Source organism: Mesorhizobium sp. 2RAF45, assembly GCF_052115225.1.
GTDB classification, from domain to species: domain Bacteria; phylum Pseudomonadota; class Alphaproteobacteria; order Rhizobiales; family Rhizobiaceae; genus Mesorhizobium; species Mesorhizobium jarvisii.
The window spans coordinates 97,710-120,082 of the sequence record NZ_JBFRGG010000018.1 but is presented as its reverse complement, the minus strand read 5'-3'; the positions used below and the strand labels follow the sequence as shown (position 1 = coordinate 120,082).

The following is a 22,373-nucleotide window of genomic DNA, read 5'->3' as shown; positions in this document are numbered from 1 at the left end:
ACTCCACCGTCACCGATTTCGCCAGGTTTCGGGGCTGGTCGACGTCGGTGCCCATGAACACGGCGGCGAAGTAGGCCAGCATCTGGATCGGCAGCGCATAGATGATCGGCGAGATGATTTCGGGCACGTCGGGCAGGATGATCGTCTCCATCGTCTTGACGCTCACCTGGGCAGCGCCCTTGGCGTCGGTGATCAGGATGATCTTGCCGCCACGCGCCGCCACTTCCTGCATGTTCGACACGGTCTTTTCGAAAATGCGGTCATGCGGCGCAATGACGATGACCGGCATGTTCTCGTCGATCAGCGCGATCGGCCCRTGCTTCAATTCRCCCGCCGCATAGCCYTCGGCGTGGATGTAGGAGATTTCCTTGAGTTTTAGCGCGCCTTCCATGGCCAGCGGGAAATTGGTGTCGCGGCCGAGATAGAGCACGTCCTTGTAGCGCGACAGYTCGCGCGCGATCCGCTCGATCTGCTCTTCGAGCTTGAGCACCTGGTTGGCATAGCGCGGCGCTTCCGAAAGCGCGCGCACCAGGGTCTTTTCCTGTTCCTTCGAAATCACCCCGCGCGCCACGCCGGCGCGCACCGCAAGCGAGGCCAGCACCGACAGCTGGCAGGTGAAAGCCTTGGTCGAGGCGACGCCGATCTCGGGGCCGGCCAGTGTCGGCAGCACGACGTCGGATTCGCGCGCCATGGTCGATTCGCGAACATTGACGACGGCGCCGATCTTCATGCCGGCCTTGCGGCAATAACGCAGCGAGGCCAGCGTGTCGGCGGTCTCGCCCGAYTGCGAGATGAAGAAGGCGGCGTCATTGGCCGACAGCGGCATCTCGCGGTAGCGGAACTCCGAGGCGACATCGATGTCGACCGGCAGCCGCGCATAGCGCTCGAACCAGTATTTGCCGATCAGGCCGGCGAGATAGGCGGTGCCGCAGGCCGAAATCGCCAGCCGGCCRATCTTGGCGAAGTCGAATGGCAGGTCGAGTGGCTTGGAGACGCCGGAGACGAAGTCGACATAATGCGCCAGCGTGTGCGAGATCACCTCGGGCTGTTCATGGATTTCCTTCTCCATGAAATGCCGGCGGTTGCCCTTGTCGACCATGAAGGAGGTCGACAGCGACTGCTGGCGCTTGCGCTCGACTTGTCTGCCGTCGATGTCGAAGATGGCGACGCTGTCGCGGCGCACCACCGCCCAGTCGCCGTCCTCGAGATAGGTGATCGAATTGGTGAATGGCGCCAGCGCAATGGCATCGGAGCCCAGGAACATCTCCGGAAAAATGCGGATGCGCATTGGTCTCGTTGGGCACGCCATGGGTGGCCCAGCGTGTGTGGCCGATGCCGATCGTGCCGTCGAGCGGCTCCTCCTTGAGCCGGCGTTCGAGGTTGATCAGCTTGCCTTCGGCGCGGCGGCGGGCGAGCGTGCCATGTTCGATAGTGGCCACACCAGCCGAGTCATAACCACGATATTCGAGCCGCTTCAGCGTGGTGAGGATGAGCGGCGTAACCTGCGAATGGCCGACGATTCCAACGATGCCGCACATGGTTTTGCCCCCCTGATCTGCAGAATTCCGGCCTTATCGCCGTAGAAGGCAAGATATCCCTCCTTGATTACGGACTGATCGTTCATTCGAAGGAGCCTACGGCCTTAATCGCGACCAGAAACCGTCGTGCTGCGAAGTGGCGTGGGTCGAGGTAGCGGAGTTTGCGTCGTCGGCCGCGTGAAGCCGCCCGACGAACAGTTCGTTTGAATGATGCGCTTCCGTTGGCCCAGGCGCATGTTGAGGCAGCCGGCAAACCAAAACACACCCAACAGCCGGTTAGGCCCGGCCGCCTGATGCCCCCCTACAAGAGGCTGTCGGGCCGCTTGATCTATCTGGGGCTTGCACGCGAAAGCGCTCCCGACTGCCTCGCGTGCCGGAAAGCGAGCGGCGCTGGGGTCCACGCGACGAAAAACGTCAAGATGAACACGAGAAGGGTCATCCCGGCACAGGTTAAAAAGGTTGGTGGGGAATGACCGACGACCCCCGAACCTTAGGGCTGTCGCTTACAATTCTCGACGACTCTTCGCCGTTAAAGCGATGAATCGCCGGCACCCGGCATCGTTTGATTGAACGAAGACACCGAACTGATCTCTCGATACAGAAGAAAGCTCAGTCCGCGCCTTGCTGGGTCCAGGCATGCGGAAGGGGGATGCAGGGCATGAAGTTCAGAGATCTGATCAGACGTGCCGACAACAATGTGGAGAAGTCATTCGAGGATCTCGAAGCTGACTTGGCTGATGCCGTCGACGAGTGCCTTGGCTTGGATGACCTGTCGGCGCTGGCAATGGACGATGTCGCGGACCAGCCGCCCATGCCAAACGACAACAGCGAACAGGACGAGAGCGCGCAAACCAAGGATGATGCCGGCAGCGACGATGCCGGCACTCCCGAACCCGTGCGACGGCTGACCTCTCATACGCAGAGCCGTATGGCTGCCTTGAGTTCCTTTGACGGGCTGTTTCGCGATGCGAAGCTCCATTTCGAGGAGATCAACGCGAAACTGTCCGAGATCGCAAGCACACATCAGCTGACCTTTGAATTCTTTCACATCCTTCATGCCGACATTCTCCGCGCCAACGAATTGGAGCTGGCCAATCAAAGCCTGACCGCAGAGCAAAAGAGCCTGTCGGACAAGCTCAATGACCTGACCCGAAGGCATCACGAGCGTGAAAGCATGGTGGAGGCCCTGCAGCAGCGCGAGGCAAGCCTGGTTCAGGACGCCGAGGCGCTTCGTGGCGCATTGGCAGCGGCAAGGCTGGAACTCGTGGAAGCCGCGAACACCAACGCAAGAAGCCAAGCGGAATTCGGAGACCTCACAAACACGCTTGCCGCCGCGACCGTCGAGGCCGACAGGCGCGCGCGAGAAAACAAACTGCTGCGTGAAAAGAACGTCAGCCTGTCGATCGACCTGGAAAAGGCGCTGAAGCGGGAGGACGAGGCGCGGCACAGGCTGGACGCCTTCTCCACGATCCATGCCAACGAAGCCGCGCGAAATTCCGAAGTGCTTGGTGCGCTCGGCAAGAGCGAAAAGGAAGCGGCACGGCTCCACACCGCGCTCGAGGCCGCCCAGGCGAAATTGTCGGAAGTGACGGAAACCGCCAGGATCATGGAGGCGGACAAGGGTGCCGAGCTCGAACGCAGCCGTGCCGAGATCCGAGGATTGCGTTCCGAAATTCAGAATCTCCACTCGCGACTAGAGGTCGCGTCGAACGCAAGCAGCGAGGCCTCGGCCGAGATCGCCAGGCTCAAGCTTCAATGGAGCGACGCGGTGGCGGAAAAACAGGTGGCGGACGAAAGGTTGGCGGCCCTCACCAAAGAGGCCGAGACCGACAAGCTGAACCTTTCGAAGATGACCGCGAATTTCTCACAGCTTTCGCTGCAGCAGGCATCCGATCAGCTACAACTCGATATCCGCCGGCAGGAATGCGAAGACCTGCGAGCCGAAATTGCATCGGTCAACGCCCGGATCAGGGAATTGCTGCCCTATGAGAGGTTCCGTGGCGCCGCGAACGCCTTGCCGCATACGAACGATGTGGCCAAGACGCTTCCGGTGGCGGCGGAGCGAGCGGTGCGCACCGCTCGCCGTGTTCGTCGGAGGGCGCTCACCGCGTCGTAGGAGGACGAGCCAGCTGATCATATTTTGCAGCTCGCTTCCAACAGTTCGTCACGTCATTGGCGGAAAGCCCTGGACATCTGATCCGTGAGCGGCTTCAGCAGATAAGACCAGACGCTGCGTTCGTCGGTGCTGATGTGAACCTCCGCCGGCATGCCAGGTTTGAGCACCTTGGCATCGGTCAGGCAGGCCGCCTTGTTCTCGACATTGATGCGCGCCGAGAAATACGAAAGCTGTTTTTGCTGATCCTTGATCAGATCCGCCGAGATGCGCTTGACCGATCCCTGGCAAGCAGGCGTGGTGCCGGCATCGAAGGCCGGAAACCGGATGGAGACGTGCTGGCCCGGACGAACGTCATCTATGCGCGACGGGGGGATCAGCGCGTCGACGACGAGGTTGTCGGTGTCGGGGACGATCATCATGATCACCTCCCCCGGAGCGATCACACCGCCGATTGTGTGGATAGCCGATTCCTGCACCGTTCCCGATTGCGGAGCGCGGATGTTGGTTTTGGTCAGTTCGTCTTGCGCCACGACCTTGCGCTCGCTGAGTTCGGTCTGCTTGGCTTCGGTTTCACGAAGTTCGCTCGTTACTTCACTGCGCCTTTGCTCATCCAGCTGAAGAACCTGCAATTCGGTCTCGCTGACCTTGGCCTGTGCCTCAGCCACCGCCGCCGCCAGGCGTCCTGATTCTCCGTGCGCTCGGGTCGCATCCAATCGGATGTTGCTCAGTCGCTCCTTGGACACCAATTTTTTTGTATAGAGCGCCTGGACATCGCCAAGGTCTCCGTCCAGCAGGACCACCGACTGGTCTTCCGCGGCCTGCTGCGCCTTGAGGCCATCGATCTGGCGTTCGAGTTGCTTCGCGCGGCTTTCCAACTGCGCCTTCTGCCCCGTCAATGCCGTTGCGCGGCTTTCGAAGAGGGTGCGCTCTCCTCTGACCAGCGCAGCCAGCTCCGGGTCGCCCATGCGTTCTTGAAGGCTGGACGGAAGCTGCATTTCCGGCAGGCCTTGTCGCTCGGCCTCCAGCCGTGCAAGCCGCACGGTTGCGCGATCAAGATCCTCGCTGATTATCTGCAGATTGGCCCGTGTCAGCGTGTCATCCAGCCTGGCCACCACATCGCCAGCACGCACATGATCCCCATCTTGCGCGAAGATGCCCCCGATCGTGCCGCCCGTCAGATGCTGGACTTTCTTGATGTTGCTTTCGACCACCACGGTGGCAGGCGCGATCACGGCGCCGGCGATCTTGGTCAACCCAAGCCAAAGCCCGCCGCCGACAACCAACATGGCCGTGACCGCCGCACCAAGGATCAGGTTGGACCTGATATCATCGCGCGCCTCGACCGAATTCGCCTCGACCCTTCGGCTCCCGTTATCGAACGGAGCATACGAGACCATCGTCGCGTCAGACATGAAACAGCACCTCACGCATGACCGCTCACCCCTTTCTGCATCGGAACAACCGATGCCTGCCGTTCGGCAGGCGTCGGGAAGGGCCGGATGACATTGGCCAGGACCTCCTCGCGCGAGCCGAAGGAGTGAAGCATCCCATTCGACATGACGAGTACCTTGTCGATATTGGTGAGGGCAGAAGGACGGTGCGCAACAATGATGACGATCCCTCCACGTCGGCGCACCCCCAGGATCGCGCCGGCCAGGGCGGCATCGCCATCGACGTCCAGGTTTGAATTCGGCTCGTCCAGGACGACCAGAAACGGGTCGCCATAAAGTGCCCGGGCAAGCCCAACCAGTTGCCTCTGTCCGGCCGACAAGGCTGCCCCGCCCTCGCCTACGCGTGTTTGAAAACCATTCGGCAACCGCATGATCATCTTGTCGATGCCGGCGGCCCTGGCAGCCGCCAGCACGCCCTTGGCGTCGTCCTTGCCACCAAATCGCGAAATGTTATCGGCAACCGTCCCGTCAAACAGTTCGACGTCCTGCGGCAGATAGCCGACATGAGCGCCAAGCTCTTCCGAATTCCATTGGTCGAGCGAGGCTTCGTCCAGCCTTACCCTTCCGCGTAGCGGCTGCCACACTCCAACCAGCGCGCGCACAAGTGTCGTTTTCCCAGAACCGCTCGGGCCGACAATGGCCATTCCTGCGCCCCCGGACAGGCTAAAGCTGACATTGGCCACCGTCGGTTTTTGCTGGCCCGGCGGCGCTATTGTCAGGTCCTCGACCGCAAGCGCCGCCTGCGGGCGCGGCAGTTCCATGACTTCTTCATGCCCACCGACGACAGCCAGCACCTTGGCCAGTTGGGAATAGCTTTGCCGGAAAGCCGCGAAGCCTCGCCAGTTTGCGAGCGCAGCGTCAACCGGAGCCAACGAGCGGCCCAGCAGTATCGACGATGCTATGATCACACCTGGCGACGCTTCCCCCCCGATCACGAGATAGGCGCCCAGTCCCAGAACAGAGGACTGCAAGGCCATCCGCAGCGCCCTCGAGAGGGCACCGGTGGCGCCGACAATGTCGGAAAGTCGTTCCTGGTGCGTGAGATAGGCGTGGTTGATCTCGCTCCAGCGGCGGGCAAGCCGCCCGGAAAGGCCCATCGCGCGCACAACCTCCGCGTTGCGGCGGCCGGAATCGGCAAGATTGCGTTGCGACACCATCGTCTCGGACGCGCGTGCCGCGGATGCGCGGCCAAGGACTTCCGCTATCACCGTGAGCAGAACGACAATAATCGCACCGCTTGTTGCCAGCAGACCGAGCGCAGGATGCAGAAGATAGATGATCAGCAGATAAAACGGTATCCAAGGCGCGTCGAAGATGACGGTCGGCCCCAATCCCGAAAGGAAGCCGCGGATCTGATCCAGATCACGCAGCGGCTGTATCCGGTTCGCGTCCTGCCCGCCGATGAGCGGTAAGGACAGCGACAGGCCGAACACCCTTTGCTGCAGATTCTTATGGAGACGATTGCCTATTCGAACCAGGAGGCGAAGCCGTACGAAATCCAGCAATCCATAGACCGCGTAAAGGCCCAGCATTCCGACCGTAAATCCGACAAGGGTCGGAACGCTCTGCGAAGGCAGAACGCGGTCGTAGATCTGCAGCATATAGACGGAGCCAGTCAGGGCGAGAAGGTTTATCACCGCCGAGAAGACGCCGACGCCTACCAGCCCGGGCACGGCACCAAGCATGGCGCCACGCAGATCGGGCGAACGTATCCCTCCGGAGCTCATCGCTTGCGACCTCCGGTGAGAAATCGTTGCGCAAGCTCACTGGCCCCGTTGGCCACGGACAATTTTTGGGTTTTCAGGAGCGTATCCCTCTTTGCCTTCTAATTTACGCCCCACTAACGTACGTGGCCTTCGGTCAAAATGTAGCGAAATCGTGGCGCCGAGCCGAGAAACCCGAATCTGACGCATTAAATCAGGGGAAAACTACCGTTTTAAGGAGTACCGGAAGGCTGTGGAGGTCGCGTTCCCGGCAACGCGAGCGACACCGCGCCGTCCTTTTCGGAGGGTGAGTCGCCCCTCAGGCAAACGGCTCCCGGCCGTTTTCACGTCGCCATTTGAGTGTGCGATTCCGCTAGCGCTTCTTCGCGATAACCAGGAAATGTTGCGCCAGTTGTCCAGGAACGTGAAGAGTTCTGGACGCCTTTTCGAAGGGCTCCATCAACGCTTCACAGACTCCGGGCAAGAGGTTTCCCGGCCGGGGCAGATAGCCGTAAGGTATCATCTCCTCGACAAGGAATCCCGACGCGGTCAGGAGCTCCTTGAACTTCGCCACGCTCAGCGTGTTGCGAATTGTCCGTCCAAACAGCCGATTGAGCAGCCGGCAAACCAGGCCGATTGGTGAAGTCGCATTCATGTGAACGTTGCACACAAGACGCCCGCCGTCCTTCAAATGTTCATTTATCGCCTTCAACGCATCCCGCTTCAGCTGATCCTCGGCGTTCAGGAAGAAGCGAAATGCCGTTACGACATCAAAGGTTTCGCCGAGAGGTTCTGTTGTCATGTCGACGTGGCGCAGTCTCACATTGGGCGGAACTTGCGCGCTGCCCAGCATGGATCTCGAAATGTCGGCGCCGACCACCTCGCCAAACACGCCGGCTGCCACGCTGGTGATGCGACCTGTTCCGCATGCGAAATCGAGGCAGTTCCGGCCGGCTCCGCCCATTGGGCGAAGAACGTTCAGGATCAAGGGTTTTTCGATTTTCTCCCAAAGCGCGCCGTAGTAGCCGGACTCGTGCGTCTTGTTGTAATGCGCGCCGTAGCCCGGTGCGCAATGGCTGGCCCTGTAGTCGTCCGACACCCGGTCGCCCGGCGTGTGGACCTGCTGGTTGGACATCAGCTCCTGCCAAATTCCGGGCTCACCGGTCCGCGGCTTGGCCCGGGGAACTCGCGATGCCGAAGGCGTATCGAAAGCGTAACTTGCTGACTGAGCCATCCGAGCCGCGTTCGTCGGCGGCACCCCTTGCCTGGAATTGAGCCTCACCTGTATCTCCCGTTCGCTTGTGTTCGACGCCCTGATCGAACAGTAAGTTCCCCCAACTCATTTCTTTTTTCGGACTGCGACTAAAGCGGCCTATTGGATTGCCGCGCTTTGCAGATCGCTGCTGAACTTGGCTTCGACAGTATCTCCCGGCATCACGATCGTGTCTTCGTCAGCCGACAGCTTGCGCCACTCATCGCCGACCTTGCGGACGATCGTGACCTGAGCCCGGATTGTTTCGCCGGCAATCGGCAATGGCTGGGCGGACGCTCCGGTCGGTTGCAGCTTCTCGCTGGCGGCGTGGAGCCTGGCGGTGACATCACCCAGCCGCGCGTTGGTGTCCTTCAGATCCGTCAGCAAGGCAATCTTCCTTTGATTGTCATTGCGTTCGTGCTGCCTGACATAGTCCTCCTGCTGGCGCCGCGCTCTCATGAGCTCGACCGAGGTTTGCAGCGCACCGCTCGACGACAGAAGCAAGGCGCGCCTGACATCGGCGAGCCGAGTGTTGGTCAGATTGCCTGCATCAAACGCCTTGGTTACTTTCGCCAGGTCTTCCTGATCCGCCTTCACGCTCTCGGCCTCGACCTGTTCGCGCTTCTGCAAAACCTCGATTTGATCAGCCGCATCCTTCTCGCCCCTCTCAAGAAAAGTCTGCTCCTGCTGGAAATCGCTCAGCGCAATCTTCAGCCCGTCCGTTTCAGCCTGGGCGATCGCAGCTCCGACGCTGGGCGACAGAGGTGACCCCTGCGGCGTCTGCTTGTCGAAATCCGCCTGGCCCTGAAGTTCGGCGCGGACACGGGCGGCGTGAAAATAGTCTTTGGTGTACTCCCCCCAAAGTGTTTCGTAATCGCGCCTGAGATCAACCGGATCGGGACCCGTTTGGCCCGCCCGTGACCGCAAAAGGCTGAAGCCGCCGGAGACGGCAAGCGCCTGCCGTACGGTCATGAGCGGACGGTAGGCCTGTTGTCCAGGGGTGAGCACGTCGCCCATCACGTAGATTGGACGATACTCCACGATGATGGCGGTCACGTCGTCCGGTTTGACGACAACCATCTGCTCCCGTCCATCGGCCAGACGCACGTGAAAGATCTTGGTCGGCAAAAGCGCTTGCATGCGCGTCTGCAATTGAGACGCCGTCAGGCCTGCGACCATGATCATCCCGACCTCGGGAAGGGCGATATTGCCATCCATCTGGACCACGGCGCGCTGCGCTCGTTCCGGGATCGGCGCTATCCCTATCTCGACGGTATCGCCAGGTGACAGTTGATATTGCTCGGCTTCGCCTGCGGCGGCCATCGATGTCAGGGACATCACCGCAACCGCGGCAAGAACGGTTCGTTTATTGAAGGCCATTTGCGACAATCTCCTTCTGGTTCGGGACCGGCTCCGAAGGCCACTCAACACGGGTAACGAAATCGTATACCGGGCCACCGGGCACACCCCAATTGCTCGACCAGATTACCTGTGAGCCGTCCGGCGAGGGCGAGGCATGCGTCTCGCTCCAGTAGTCGAAGTGGGTGTTCTGCGTTTCCACGATACGGCGGACCTCTCCGCTGCCGTCCGTGCGCACCGCAATGACCTGCTGCGCGTAAGGCGCCCAGTCCGGGTGCTGCGATACTTCGGCTGGCGTTCCGCCATAGCTCAGAAACACCCACCCGGGCCTGTCCAGGGACCTGAGCGACGCATGCATGGCCTCGCCATATTTCATCAGCGACGTGACCTTGCCGTCGGCCAATCGGCGCTTGATCACCTGATATATGTCGGGATTCGATTTGCTGATCCCGACATAGATTTCGCTGCCGTCGGCATCGACCGTCATGTCGCCGTGACCGGGCCGGTGGTGCTCCATCCACTTCTGTTGCAAGACGCCGTCGATGGAAAAGACGAAGGTCGGTTCATGGTCTTCCGACAATGCCTGTGAGCACACAATATTGATCCCCAGCGGAGAGATCGAGCAGGAGCCGGTGGTCCCCGGAAGCTGGGTAAGATCGATATCCGGGAATTTCCGCCGCTGCTTGAGGTCGTAGCCAAAGACCACCGATTTGCCGTCATTGCGCGTTGCACGCACCGCAATACGGTTGCCGTCGCGGCTCGGATTGCCTTTGTAAGGTCCGAACTGAAGTTTGCTGTAGGCTGCCGTGTCGAACACGACATCCTCATGATTTGTGCGCGGCGCCCAGGTGTAAATCTGCCTGCCAGCGACGCAGATCATCAGCTGGGGATCCCTGGGATGCCACTCGCATTCAGTTTCATTCGAGCGGTCGCGATGGAACAATGGCACGTAGCTGTGCCCGTCGAGGAAGCACATGCCACCACAACCATTGACGATCACGAGAAGGCTCTGGTCAGCATTCCAGGCCTGTGCACTCGAGTAACGGTGGGTGCAGTATTTCTTCCCGCAGACACCCGCCAGGCCGAGAATTCCAGGCTGGGTGATCCGTACGAAAGTCGTGCCGGACCAGAGATCCGTTGCTTCGCCAAGATAGTCCGGCAGGTTTTTCACCGGTGGTGTGGCCGACGTTTGCGATGCGCTGCTTTCGCGACCACCGAGCATATAAATATTCGCGAACATGGCACCGGCAATCAGCAGCAGTACCAACATGTGCCGGCGGAGCAGGGTCATGTCATGTAACCCATTTCGCGCCGTACCCGGCCTTCACTAAGGCGCGCGCGCCACCATGCGATCGTTCGCTCCAGCCCGTCGCGCAGGCTGGTCTGCGCCTGCCACCCAGTCTCGCCTTCAAAACGCGAGGAATCGGCGAGCAAGGCGCGAACCTCCGAATTTTGCGGCCGCAAACGCCTTTCGTCACGATGGACCGGTTTCTTGGAACCGCTTAGTTCCAGGACAAGATCCAATACGTCGGAGATGGTCACGGCGCGTTGGCTGCCGGCATTGTAGGCGTGGCCGAATTCGAGCCCGGCCAGGCCCGCGGTCTGGAAGGCCGCCGCGGTGTCTTCGACAAAGGTCAGATCACGGATCGGGCTCGTGTCGCCGACCATGATCGCCGGGCAATTCGGATCGAGAGCCTGCCGGATGATGGTCGGCACGATGGCGCGTTCGCTCTGGCGCGGACCATAAGTGTTAAAGGGCCGCATGATGACTACAGGGACATCGAACGACCTGGCGTAGGACTCCGCCATCATGTCGGCGCCTATCTTGGATGCCGAATAGGGCGACTGTCCCTGCAGCGGATGCGTTTCGCTGATGGGCATGGTCTGGGCGGTTCCATAGACCTCGCTCGTGGAGGTATGCACCACCCGCTCCGTCTCCCATTGACGCGCCGCTTCAAGAACGTTCACCGTACCCAGGATGTTGGTTTCCACATAGGACTGGGCAGCCGCGTAGGAATATGGAATCGCAATGAGCGCAGCCAGGTGAAACACGACGGCCTGACCGCGCACGATCCGGTTCAGGAACGCGCTGTCGCGGACGTCACCGCGGACGAGCTTCAGCTGGCTGCGGATCTTGTCCGGCAAATCGTCCAGCCATCCATGGCTGTCGAAGGAATTGTAAAGCGCCAGAGCAGTGACATCCGCGCCGTTGCGGACGAGCGCCTCAGTGAGATGCGAACCGATAAATCCATCCGCGCCTGTCACCAGAACTTTCTTGCCGTTGTAGCTCATGACTGCGCATTCCCTTGGCTGACTGGAGCGCTTTTCCTTTTGGGGTTCATACGTCGATCGGCTGTGATGGAACCCAGCCGACAACCGCCAGGACGCCACGCGCCATCCACACGATGTCGGAGACGATGGTGCGCTGCGGATAATAGGAGAGGTCGAGTCTGGCCTTGGCGGGGAACATAACCTCCCGATAGAACAGGATCGGATCCGCGGATCGGGGGAAGAAATGCGCCTCGTGCCGGAAGACAACCTGGGTTGGCCCCAGCAGGCCGGGCTTGTATTGCAGGACCGCCTCGAGGCCGCCTCGGAAACAATCGGCGAAAGCCATGCTCTCGGGTCGTGGCCCGACGATCGCCATTTCGCCTTTGAGGACGTTCCACAGCTGCGGCAGTTCGTCGAACTTTGTTGCCGCGAGGAACCGGCCCACCGTCGTCATGCGGCTGTCGCCCACGACGGTCAGTGCGAGGCCTTGGGAACCGCAGTTCACACCGAACTTGCGAAATTTGTACATGCGGAAGGGTCGGCCACCGGCGCCCATGCGGGTCTGTGCGAACAAGATCGAGCCACCGCCTTCGAGCAGAAGCGCTCCGGCGATCAAAAGCATCAGCGGTGCAAATACGATGAGCGCGGCGCCCGCGACCGCGAGATCGATCGAGCGTCGCGCCAAACCATGAGCGGGGTTTGAGACGAAGCGCCGATGAAGGGAACGGTCCGACGCATTCATGCCGCAGTTCCTGTTTGGGCACCGCCGTTGAGTGCGCTTGCAAGTGCAGCCACAACCGCCTCGGCGAGAGTTGAGGTGATTTGAGGGTGCAGCGGGATTGTCAGCTCTCGCTGAGCAAAGTCCTCTGTACGCGGCAGAGTGATGTCGGGATAACGCTCGCGATAGAACGTCATCTGGTGCACCGGCGGATAATGGATCGTGGTCTGTATCCCCTGCGTCCGCAGTTCGTCGATCACGTCCTGCCGCCTTGCGTAGCGCGGCAGGAGGATCGGCATGATGTGGTGAGCCGACGTCCGGGGTTCGCTGAATGGAATGGTCACGGCCGGGCAATGTTCCGCGATGAGGCGCCGATACAGGACGGCCAGGATACGCCTGATCTCGTTCCACTCTTGCAGGTTCTGCAGTTGAACGAGCCCGATTGCCGCACGCATTTCGTCCATGCGGTAGTTGAACCCGAGCATCGTGACATCATATTGCGGGGTACGGCTGTTCAGCCGCTGGTGCGTCCCGCTGGTCATCCCGTGCCCGCGGGCTTGGCGAACCCTGTCGAGCAGATCGGAATCACGGGCGATCACGGCACCGCCTTCCGCCGTCGTCATGTTCTTGTTGCCATAGAAGCTGAAGGCCGCCGCAGTGCCGAACGTTCCCACTTCCCTCAGGCCAGGGGCATGCGCGGCGTCCTCGATGATATGGAGCCCTCGAACCCGGGCGAACCGCTGCCATTGTTCCCTATTGGCGAGATAGCCCGCGAAGTGAACGAGGATGACCGCCTTCGTGCGTGAGGTGCACCGCGCTTCGGCTTCCGCGAGAGACATCAACGGCACGTCGACCGACTCGATATCGACGAAGACCGGAGTCGCTCCGACATAAAGCACTGCATTCGCGGTCGCCACGAAAGTCAGCGACGGGACCAATACTTCGTCGCCGGGTCCTATTCCCAGTGCATGCAGGATGAGATGAAGCGCTGCGGTGCAGGAACCAACCGCCACGCAATCTCGCGCGCCATGCATATCGGCAAAGGCCAGTTCGAATGCGCGCACCTGCTCCCCCATGGTAAGCCAGCCGCTGTCAATTACCTTTGACAAGGCTGCCTTCTCCGGCTCGCCTAGAATTGGGGCGCTCACCAAGAGCATCTTGACCTCCTAAAGATCCTTGTGATGGGTTCGGCCTCTACATCCGGATTTCATGCGGCCGCGGCGGCTACCTCGATCGAGGTCGACTGCTCTTCCCAGGCAATCGCCTGCGCATTTTGGAAGTCATCGACGCGACCGATATCGAGCCAGAGACCGTCATGCTTGTACACGTGCACGGTCGTGCCACCCTGCATCATCTGCAACATCAGGTCATCGAACCCGAATGGGATGCCCGAAGGTATGAACCGCAGGACATCCGGGTTCATGCAGTAAATCCCCATGCTGACAAGGTGGGAAAGCGTCGGCTTTTCCCGGAAGAGCTGAACGGCATTGTCGACCTCGTCGATGACGCCGAAATCCATCTTGATGAGGCGGCAGGCAGTGGCGATCGTAACCGGATCCTTATGCATGCGGTGCGCCGCCACAAACCGGCTGAGGCTCAGGTCGGTAAGAACATCGCCGTTGAGCACGACAAAGGTGTCGTTCAGTTCATCCCTGATCAGAGAGAGAGGCCCAATGGTGCCCAATGGCTCCATTTCCTGCGTGTATTTGATCTTCAGATTCCATTGCGATCCGTCGCCGCAGACGCTGCGGATCAGGTGCCCGAGATACCCGGTCGTGATATAGACCTCCTCGATGCCGTTGCGCCGCAGCCACTTCAGAAGCAGCTCAAGAACGGGCCTGGCTCCTATCGGCATCAAGGGTTTCGGTAGGACCGACGTGAAGGGCCGAAGGCGCGTACCCATCCCACCACATTGAATCACCGCTTTCATCCGATCCTCCTGATTTGCAATTGCCTGTGTCCGGGCATTTCGTGTTCGAGCTCATTCGGACCTGGCATTCCGTCAAATCCGGCTCGACCCTCGGCGGCAATCCGAACATCATACTTGAAGGGTATGTGACAGCCGGGGCGGCTGTCGTCGTGCATTCGAATGGTACCGATCCGAAGCGTTTCCGGTATTAGATAACCGTGAGATCAAGGACGGACCCAAGCATCTGGACCTGGCCATGAGACCAATGAAGCCGAACGAGTCCTGCGATCAAAAAGCAGCGATCCGCCAAGTGCCGGAACCATCCCGCGCACCCTCGGTGAAGGCAAGTGCCGCCATCAAAATGCCCTGCCGCACACCGAACATTGGAGGCGGGCACTCGATATCGCTCGGTAGGCAGGCACGGGACGCCAGCGTTAAAAAAAATAACGACGGCTCTCACAAATTAGTATTATATTAGCCATGTGTGATGTGCGTGGGTTGGGACGCTGCGACCATCACAGTGATGTGATGACCAGCGGTTGGCTACGACTTTTAGACTCACCGCGGTTCCGACCATCACAGAGGACTGGGAGGTTCCAGCGAGTGTTCTCGTCGGGAACCGGGTAACGCGTTGGGGTAGTTCAATGTATCGGATCGTCATCGCCGACGATCACGGCTTGTATCGGCGCGGCCTTCGGCTGGCACTTTTGGCTGGAATTCCAAACGCCGAAATATTCGAGGCCTCGTGTTTCGATGCTGTGGTCAATCTTCTAGAGGAGCAGGCATCCATCGATCTTGCGATCCTCGACCTGAACATGCCGGGGCTGGTTAACCAGGAGGTGCTCAGCGACGTTCTCTCTGCGTATCCTGACACACGTTTTGCGATCGTTTCCGGGGACGATTCTCGCTCGGAGATCCTGACCGCTCTTTCGATCGGGCTTCACGGTTACATCGTCAAATCGCAAAAAGACGAAGAAGTCGTTTTGGCGGTAAATGAGATCCTTGCAGGCCGGATCTATGTACCATCACTCTTGTCTCGAACGTCTGCCGACCAGAGAGCGTATGCCGCCCTCCCCTCGGTGAAAAATCCAATCCGTCAGCGCATGGGCTCAAGCGATCTTGGCAGACTGACATCGAGGCAAAGGGACGTCCTCAAGCTGATGGCGGAAGGGTACTCGAACAAGGAGATCGCCCGCAATCTGGATATTGCCGAAGCGACAACGAAAATCCATGCCGCCGCCATTCTGCGCGAGCTCGGGGTGCGAAACCGGACTGAAGCAGCCGTTTTGCTGCAAACGTGGATGTCGAGAAATATGAACTGATGTTTGCCACCCGAAGCGGGAAGCGGTTCGGACCGGCATGCATGGGATAGACTTAGGCGCGTCCCATGAACCGGCGCGCTTTTGATCGTCTTACTGTGCATGTGCCCAAATCCGAAGTCGCTTTCGGAGCGGCAGGCACTACAACTCAATCTCCTTCCGCGATAATCGCAACGAATATCGCAGTCCATACTCCGATATTTCCAATTTCGGCGAATGCCCGACAAGCGGCGTGCCGTCCACGCCGATTATCATGGACCCGAACCCATGGCGCACGACGTTTGAGTTCTTCCGACCTCCCGATTCCACCCAATCGAAAACCAGATCGTCCCCTGCCCCGTCGGATGCGAATTGCCACTTAACTCCGACCTTGCCTTGTGAGTCACCCAACGCGCCGTGTTTCACGGAGTTTGTCGTCAGCTCGTGAAGGATCATCGCAAAGCTCTCTGCGACGCCACTTGGCACTGTGAGCGAGGGGCCACTGATCGTTATGTCCCGTGTCTCCTTGAAGGGCTGCAACTCCCGAGCCACGAGATCGTGGAGCATCCCCGACAGGCTCTTATGACGAGACAGGATGAGATGCGTCGCTTCCAGCGTTCTGATCCGATCGATCAGCATCTCCTTGTATTTGGCAACGTCGTTCTCGGGAACATTGATCATTTTTACCAGGGCCGTGATCACCGGGAACAAATTGCTGAACCGATGGCGGTCTTCGAGCATGATGCGCTCGTGCTTCTTTACGGCGGCGCGAAGAAGCGTGGTCTGTCGACGTTCTGTCAGATCGGCCGCCACCCCGATGCGCATTGCGCGGTCGCCATGTTCTTCCTGCCGTCCGCGCAGAGCAACCCAGCGTATGTGCCCGTCCATCCGCCTGACACGAATCTCGACGTCGTAGTTCACTGCCTGCGAGGGTTTTGCCGAGGCAGCCAATTTCGGCCAGTCGGCCGGATGGACCACGGCCGAGAGTTCTTCCAAGGGGCGGACGGGCTTGGAGGGCAGGCCGAGAATGTCCCAGAACTTGCCGGAGCCCGCGACTGTCCCCTCCTTGATATCTATTCGCCACGTGCCCAGGCGTCCGGCAGACAGAGCGAGATCGAGCCATTCCTTCTGAGCCCGGAGGGCCTCGCGTGCGGCTCGTCGCTCGGAAATATCGTCGACCACCACGAACACGCTTTCGGTGGATGCCTCGTCAGGCCGCGACGAGGACAGGGCCAGACGAGCCCAGAATGCCTTGCCGTCCTTGCGCAACACGCGAATATCGGCCGCGGACGACGCGGCGCCATTATCCAGATCCTTCAACAAGGCCCGCACGGCATCTCGATCGTCGGGAAGAACGAGCCCTTCCAGCTTCAGCTGGGCAAGCTCCTTTTCTCCGTAGCCGGTCATCTCAAAAAAACGTCTGTTCGATTGCAACAGTTCGCCACGTCGATTGGCATTTGCAAAACCCAAGGCAGCGCGCTCGAAGGCCCAACGATAGCGGCTCTCGGCTGCATCGATGGCAGCGAGCCTCGCCTCTGCAACCTCGAGCGCCCCGCGCAAATCCTGTCGCAGGCGATGGAACACGGATGCGATCAGGCCACCCGAGACCAGAAGGAAGATAGCGCTCGTCCAGTCTTCAGCTGAGAGTTGGGCGTTCAGGACGCGTCGCATCCACAAGCCGGCGGCGGCCATGAGAAGCGTTACGGCGATGGCAACCAACCGCCCTTCGAGGTACACGATAACAATAATTACGGGGATAAACGCAATAAACGTAACCCCCTGGCCGATGTATATCGTATTTATCGCTTCGAGTATTATCGATCCCGCAAGCACCAATAGCGAAGCTACATGAGCCAACGGGGTGCTTGACACGTTCGATTTAAGCCAGCGCAGATACGAACCCATGCGCCCAGACTACATCCTTATGTCTAGTTCGTCGAGACTAGGCCACGAGGAGGCAGCCTAATACCACTGCCGGATTGCCATGCCTTTGCCTGCGAATAGAATCAGGATCGGCAGGGTTCTTCAGGAAGCCATATTCAAGGAACGCTGCGGAAAAACCTTCCGCAGATTTCTACAATTGTGTCGAAATTCGAGTCGAAGGAGCAAATTCCCGCCAGCAGGCGGAATTCGAATCAAGTAAATCACACAAAATTTACTTGAGTGGGCAGCAACTAGGGTTGGGGTAGAAGCGATGACACTGATTGAGAGGCGCAACGAAACCGTTGCAGTCAGCCAATACATTGTATTGAAAGATTCTCGTCACGCACGTCCGATACATCTTTCGGATCGGCCAGACGCCAGACCTGGCGGGCCGCAGCGACGCAGTTTGGAATCCATAACCGGCATGCTTGAGCGTATCGGCTGCGGCTATATCGTGCTGGACCGCGACAGGAAAGTAATCGAATGGAACGCAGCCGCGCAGGAGACGCTTGAGCGCCAGGGCGAAGCGGCTGACACGGCCGTCGAGCTGTCCGCAGGGCTAAGGCGGCTGGTCGCGAATGTTCCGGTCCATTTCCAGCCGGGATTACTCTCATGGGTGGTGATCCGCAGCAGAGGCGATAGGCCTGTGATCCTGAATGAGGCGGGCGTCGTCACACCCGACGGGACAAGCATCGTCGCATTGCTGGACCGGGAGAACACATCGGCGGCCAACCCTCAGACCTTGCAAAGGATGTTCGGTCTGACCAGCGCGGAGACGCAGCTGGCATTGCGCCTGGCGCAAGGCGATGCGCCCCTGGAGATTGCTCGCAGTTGGCATCTCAGTCGCACGACGATCCGCTCCCAGCTTGCCTCGCTGTTCGCCAAGACCGAAACAAGGCGTCAGGCTGAACTGGTTGCTCTTCTGGGACGCATTTCGGTCCTGCCATGAAATAGCGATTTCGGCGGGCGTCAGCACCCGCTCGAATTCAGCAAACCGAGATATGTGCCATGGCAACGCGGCCGCAAATTCTGCGGCCGCGGTTGCGCAGATTGCAAAGCTGGCGGTGCCATCTCCAGCCTGTCCACGCGCTATCGAACGCGGGCGGAGCGCGGAATCTCACAATTGGAGTGACTTGCCATGGTCGAACCAAATTCGACGGTCCACAAGCTGGCTGATGCCGCTCGTATGCGGTCGGATGGTGCTGTACTGAAACTTGCACGCGCGGGACCGATCGTCGTCACAGGTGCCGCCGGTTTCATCGGGTTTCATGTCGCGTTGCGGCTTTTGCGGCGCGGCCTTGTCGTTATCGGCGTCGACAATTTTACGCCCTACTACGACGTCGGGCTGAAGGAGGCGCGATTTGCGCAGCTCTGTGCCGAGCCGAGGTTCACTCCCATGCGGATGGACCTGGCGGACCAGGCGCGGGTGAAGGCGCTGTTTTCCGACTTCCAGCCATCGCACTTCGTGCACCTCGCCGCCCAGGCTGGGGTGCGTTATTCGCTCGCCGACCCGCATGCCTATGTGCAGTCGAATGTAGTCGCGTTTCTCAATGTTCTGGAGGGCTGCCGGCACGCCGGCGTCAGCCATCTCGTTTATGCCTCGTCGAGTTCCGTTTACGGCGCCAATCGAAGCATACCTTTTTCCGAGCACCATGGCGCCAGTCATCCGGTCAGCTTCTATGCCGCAACCAAAAGCGCAAACGAATGCATGGCGCATTCCTACAGCCACCTGTTCGGCTTGCCGGTGACAGGATTGCGCTTCTTCACCGTCTATGGTCCCTGGGGCAGGCCTGACATGGCAGTCTATACGTTCACCCATGCCATCGCCGAGGGGCGGACGATCGAGATTGCCAATGCCGGCCGCGTATGGCGAGATTTCACCTATATCGACGACATCGTAGAAGGGGTGGTTCGCGTGCTCGCCGCGCCGCCTCGTCCGGATCCGGACTGGGACAGCCGCGCGGCTGACCCCGCCACAAGTTCGGCGCCATATCGGATCTACAATATCGGCAATGACCGGCCCGAAGAAATCAACCGTCTGATCGCAATCATCGAAACTGCCCTTGGCCGCCGCGCCCTTCGCGTCAACGTGCCTTTACCTCCAGGTGACGTCCTGAAAACCCGCGCCGACGTAAGCGATCTCCGCCGCGCTGTCGGCTTCGCACCGGCGACGGCACTGGAGGACGGCGTGCAACGTTTCGTGGAATGGTACCGGGATTTCCATGCAAGCCCCGTCGGCCGAGAACGACAAGCGTTCATTCAGGCATAGGGCGAGACCACGGGAGGCCGGACGGCGAGCACACCGCCGGTTCGGCTGACGAGGCGCGCCTCCCACCAATACTCCTTCAAATGACGCATGAGGTCCATAAGATGCAAAGGCCGCGTCGGCGGGGTGCGATTGTGTCGCGAGGCAGATGACCATCGATGCGTCTTTGGGGCCGCCACTGACCTGCTCCTTCAACCATGTTGGAGGCATGGGCTAGCGGTCGCACGCCGATCGATGCGCCGGCGCTGTCGTGAGGGACATCATCGATGGATCGGCCACTTCATTTGCCGGCTCTCAATAACCAGTTCCATTGTAGGCCGCCAATCGCGCTTGGCCTGATCGAGAGCAGGGCAGACACCAAGCCAGGCAGCATCTTCAGTCGCTTGCCGATATAGACCGCCATGGCAACGTTCCAGATGGCCAGGGCAAGCGCGACACCGACAGCCGCGCCAATTGGGCCGTATATCTCGACGCCCACGGCACAGGCTATGACGTTGGCCGCCGCGCCGGCGATCATGGTCGTTGCCGCGGCCCATTCGTTTCCGGTCATCGCCAGCAGATTCTGCTGAGGCCCGCACAGCGCAACAAAAACATAGCCCAAAATGAGAACCCGCGCGATCGGCGCTCCCGCAGCAAAGCCCTCCCCGAAGAAGCTCAAGAACGGCTCGGCAATCACCATCATTGGGATGGCCACCGCGATGGCGCCGCCCGCAGACAGCAAGGTGGCCCGCGCGAATAGCTGCTGCAGGCCTTTATGATCGCCTCTGGCATGCAGGTCGGCCGCTGTAGGCGAAAACATGGTAGCGACAGCGATGCGGGAAAGCCCCACAAGCATCGCCACGTTCAACGCCAGGGCGAAAATACCGGCCTCACGGATATGATTGGTCCAGCCCAACACCAGCACGCCGGCACGACTGACGAAAACATCGAGGCCGGTGATGAGCATGAGCGGGGGGACGGCAAGCCACCATCCCCTCGGTTCGTAAGCGGGCTGAGCCTGCCGCAGGCCAGGTGGTTCAAACTTCCTGGCGGTGATGAACACCAGCGCGACCGTGATGGCCGAACTTGTCAGCACCGCCAGCATCACTTGCGGCGCGTGCACCGCCCACAATCCGGACCCGGCCATGATCGCCACCAATACCAGCAGCAGCCCGTCACGCACGATGCGCTCCGGCAACAATGCCGAAACCACGCCGCCGAAAGCACGCACAAGCGTAGCGCCAATGGCATAAGCGGTAATCAAGGGTACGGCCGCCATGCCAAGCATGGTGCTTATCTCAAGTCCTCTTTGCGTATGATCCGGTTGCGCCTGCTCTGAAAAGAAAAGGACCAAGGCAGCACCCGCCATCCCGAACAGTGTCGCCGCGAGCAGCGATCTCCGCAGGGCGAATCTTATCACCCCTCGCGCCAGATCAAGCCTGCCGTTGGCTCTATAGGCGGGCACGAAACGCAACAGGGACACATTGAAACCAAGCGTTGCCAGATAGGCGAGCACGGAGGTCCAGGCTAGAACGTAGGCATAGATCCCGTAGTCGCGAGGCCCGATGAGGCGCGCAATGGCCAGCTGTGCAAGGCTGGTCAGCCCAGCACCTCCGATATAGATCAAGAGGGCGAAGACGCTCGCCCTCGCGAGCCGCGAGCCGACGTCCCTATTTCGCCGGGGTGTGGCTATTGGAAGAGCACCGGCGGGATGGCCCGGAGACTTTCGAGACACGCGACTATCGATTGCCGCAGCATGCGCAAGTGGTGCGCTTTCTTTTTGGTCTCGATTTGCGAATCCTTTATCCATCCGTGACAGGGCGGAAATGATTTGCTTCTCGACCTTACAAATACTTTTGAGCCCTGATTGACTGTCGGCGTTCTCAACGGAAACGACACTTCGGCCGGAAATCGCGAGGAGATCGTTTATCGATTCGAACACGCCAAAGGCGCTCATATTCACGTCCAAGTCGGCCTCGAAAATCCGCTCCGCCGGCGGCTCGTGCTCCATCCGATGTCTGAGACGGCTCTCAACGATCGCAGATGGCACCACCAGCCTGATGGTGAGATCGGCCGGCGGCGCGAGGCTGAGCGCCTTTTCGAGCGCTTCGCGGTCGTTGCCCCCATTGAACATCGCCAGCGATCCAATCGCTTGAACGTATCCTTGATCGAATATGACAATTTCGGGCGATTGCTTCGCGGCGCTCCAGCAACGCGAAAGGTGCAAGATATATCGCCAGATCCGGGCGCGCCACATTCGTTTCTTTGGCGGTATCAACCTCACCATCGACACCGAACTTGAAATATCGTCCAGTCGCCCGATCGACGATAGAAATATTCCAGCAGTCGAGAATATCGCCGATACTATTCTGGAGACGAACAGAATGATCCCAAGGTCGAAGCTTCCGGCCCTGGTGCTGGGCTTATAGCTGAGAGCGACCTTGGCGTGATAGCCTTTCCCGCGCAACTGCTGCGCGAGCGCATGCGCAAATGTTGTTTTGCCGGATCCTGGCGGTCCGAAAAATTCAATGATCATTCTGGGGCAGGTCCGATTGCTGGAACGCAGTTGGTTCCCTGTGGCATTTTTTGA

General features: G+C 59.9%; 15 protein-coding genes and 1 pseudogene. 4 read left to right on the top strand and 12 right to left on the bottom strand.

Annotated elements, in window-relative coordinates:
* Nucleotides 1-1,538: pseudogene (gene glmS, locus AB4Z43_RS30395) on the bottom strand (glutamine--fructose-6-phosphate transaminase (isomerizing)); the annotation flags it as partial.
* A gap of 649 nt (nucleotides 1,539-2,187) precedes the next feature.
* On the opposite strand from glmS, the gene AB4Z43_RS30390 reads away from it, so the two are divergent.
* Nucleotides 2,188-3,654: a hypothetical protein gene (locus AB4Z43_RS30390; protein ID WP_223217878.1), complete on the top strand. Its 1,467-nt coding sequence runs from the start codon at nucleotides 2,188-2,190 to the stop codon at nucleotides 3,652-3,654.
* A 53-nt stretch (nucleotides 3,655-3,707) separates the two neighbouring features.
* Here AB4Z43_RS30390 and AB4Z43_RS30385 read toward each other — a convergent pair whose 3' ends face one another.
* The 9 genes from AB4Z43_RS30385 to AB4Z43_RS30345 all read right to left on the bottom strand — a co-directional run bounded on the left by AB4Z43_RS30385 (nucleotide 3,708) and on the right by AB4Z43_RS30345 (nucleotide 14,338).
* A complete protein-coding gene (locus AB4Z43_RS30385) occupies nucleotides 3,708-5,051 on the bottom strand; it encodes an HlyD family type I secretion periplasmic adaptor subunit (protein WP_120145542.1) in 1,344 nt (447 codons plus the stop codon).
* Nucleotides 5,052-5,077: 26 nt separating this feature from the next.
* Complete coding sequence (locus AB4Z43_RS30380; RefSeq protein WP_167470461.1) at nucleotides 5,078-6,790, bottom strand: type I secretion system permease/ATPase; 1,713 nt, start codon at nucleotides 6,788-6,790, stop codon at nucleotides 5,078-5,080.
* A 391-nt stretch (nucleotides 6,791-7,181) separates the two neighbouring features.
* Complete coding sequence (locus tag AB4Z43_RS30375) at nucleotides 7,182-7,943, bottom strand: class I SAM-dependent methyltransferase (protein WP_064986343.1); 762 nt, start codon at nucleotides 7,941-7,943, stop codon at nucleotides 7,182-7,184.
* A gap of 237 nt (nucleotides 7,944-8,180) precedes the next feature.
* Nucleotides 8,181-9,440, bottom strand: a complete 1,260-nt coding sequence (locus tag AB4Z43_RS30370; protein WP_441940437.1) for a polysaccharide biosynthesis/export family protein — start codon at nucleotides 9,438-9,440, stop codon at nucleotides 8,181-8,183.
* Entirely contained in the window at nucleotides 9,427-10,710 is a 1,284-nt protein-coding gene (locus AB4Z43_RS30365; RefSeq protein WP_441940435.1) for a hypothetical protein, read from the bottom strand. Before AB4Z43_RS30365 ends, AB4Z43_RS30370 begins: the two co-directional genes overlap by 14 nt.
* Entirely contained in the window at nucleotides 10,707-11,711 is a 1,005-nt protein-coding gene (locus AB4Z43_RS30360) for an NAD-dependent epimerase/dehydratase family protein (protein WP_019860115.1), read from the bottom strand. The genes AB4Z43_RS30365 and AB4Z43_RS30360 overlap by 4 nt, the downstream gene beginning before the upstream one ends.
* A gap of 46 nt (nucleotides 11,712-11,757) precedes the next feature.
* On the bottom strand, nucleotides 11,758-12,432 hold the full coding sequence (locus AB4Z43_RS30355; protein WP_027047197.1) for a sugar transferase: 675 nt from the start codon (nucleotides 12,430-12,432) through the stop codon (nucleotides 11,758-11,760).
* Complete coding sequence (locus AB4Z43_RS30350) at nucleotides 12,429-13,565, bottom strand: DegT/DnrJ/EryC1/StrS family aminotransferase (RefSeq protein WP_038644803.1); 1,137 nt, start codon at nucleotides 13,563-13,565, stop codon at nucleotides 12,429-12,431. The genes AB4Z43_RS30355 and AB4Z43_RS30350 overlap by 4 nt, the downstream gene beginning before the upstream one ends.
* 50 nt (nucleotides 13,566-13,615) lie before the next feature.
* Nucleotides 13,616-14,338: a nucleotidyltransferase family protein gene (locus AB4Z43_RS30345; RefSeq protein ID WP_019860119.1), complete on the bottom strand. Its 723-nt coding sequence runs from the start codon at nucleotides 14,336-14,338 to the stop codon at nucleotides 13,616-13,618.
* A 623-nt stretch (nucleotides 14,339-14,961) separates the two neighbouring features.
* Here AB4Z43_RS30345 and AB4Z43_RS30340 point away from each other — a divergent pair.
* The gene (locus AB4Z43_RS30340; protein ID WP_019860122.1) at nucleotides 14,962-15,639 is read left to right on the top strand and encodes a LuxR C-terminal-related transcriptional regulator; all 678 of its coding nucleotides are present in this window, start codon (nucleotides 14,962-14,964) and stop codon (nucleotides 15,637-15,639) included.
* Between the two features lie 138 nt (nucleotides 15,640-15,777).
* On the opposite strand, the gene AB4Z43_RS30335 is transcribed toward AB4Z43_RS30340, so the two are convergent.
* A complete protein-coding gene (locus AB4Z43_RS30335) occupies nucleotides 15,778-17,520 on the bottom strand; it encodes a sensor histidine kinase (RefSeq protein ID WP_038644798.1) in 1,743 nt (580 codons plus the stop codon).
* Nucleotides 17,521-17,809: 289 nt separating this feature from the next.
* On the opposite strand from AB4Z43_RS30335, the gene AB4Z43_RS30330 reads away from it, so the two are divergent.
* Nucleotides 17,810-18,487 (top strand): helix-turn-helix transcriptional regulator, encoded by a 678-nt coding sequence (locus tag AB4Z43_RS30330; protein ID WP_019860125.1) that lies wholly within the window; start codon nucleotides 17,810-17,812, stop codon nucleotides 18,485-18,487.
* A gap of 237 nt (nucleotides 18,488-18,724) precedes the next feature.
* Nucleotides 18,725-19,807 (top strand): NAD-dependent epimerase/dehydratase family protein, encoded by a 1,083-nt coding sequence (locus AB4Z43_RS30325; RefSeq protein WP_441940450.1) that lies wholly within the window; start codon nucleotides 18,725-18,727, stop codon nucleotides 19,805-19,807.
* Between the two features lie 277 nt (nucleotides 19,808-20,084).
* On the opposite strand, the gene AB4Z43_RS30320 is transcribed toward AB4Z43_RS30325, so the two are convergent.
* Nucleotides 20,085-22,319 carry an oligosaccharide flippase family protein gene (locus AB4Z43_RS30320; protein WP_064986338.1) on the bottom strand — a complete coding sequence of 745 codons (2,235 nt, stop codon included), beginning with the start codon at nucleotides 22,317-22,319 and terminating at the stop codon, nucleotides 20,085-20,087.
* Nucleotides 22,320-22,373 lie beyond the last annotated feature (54 nt).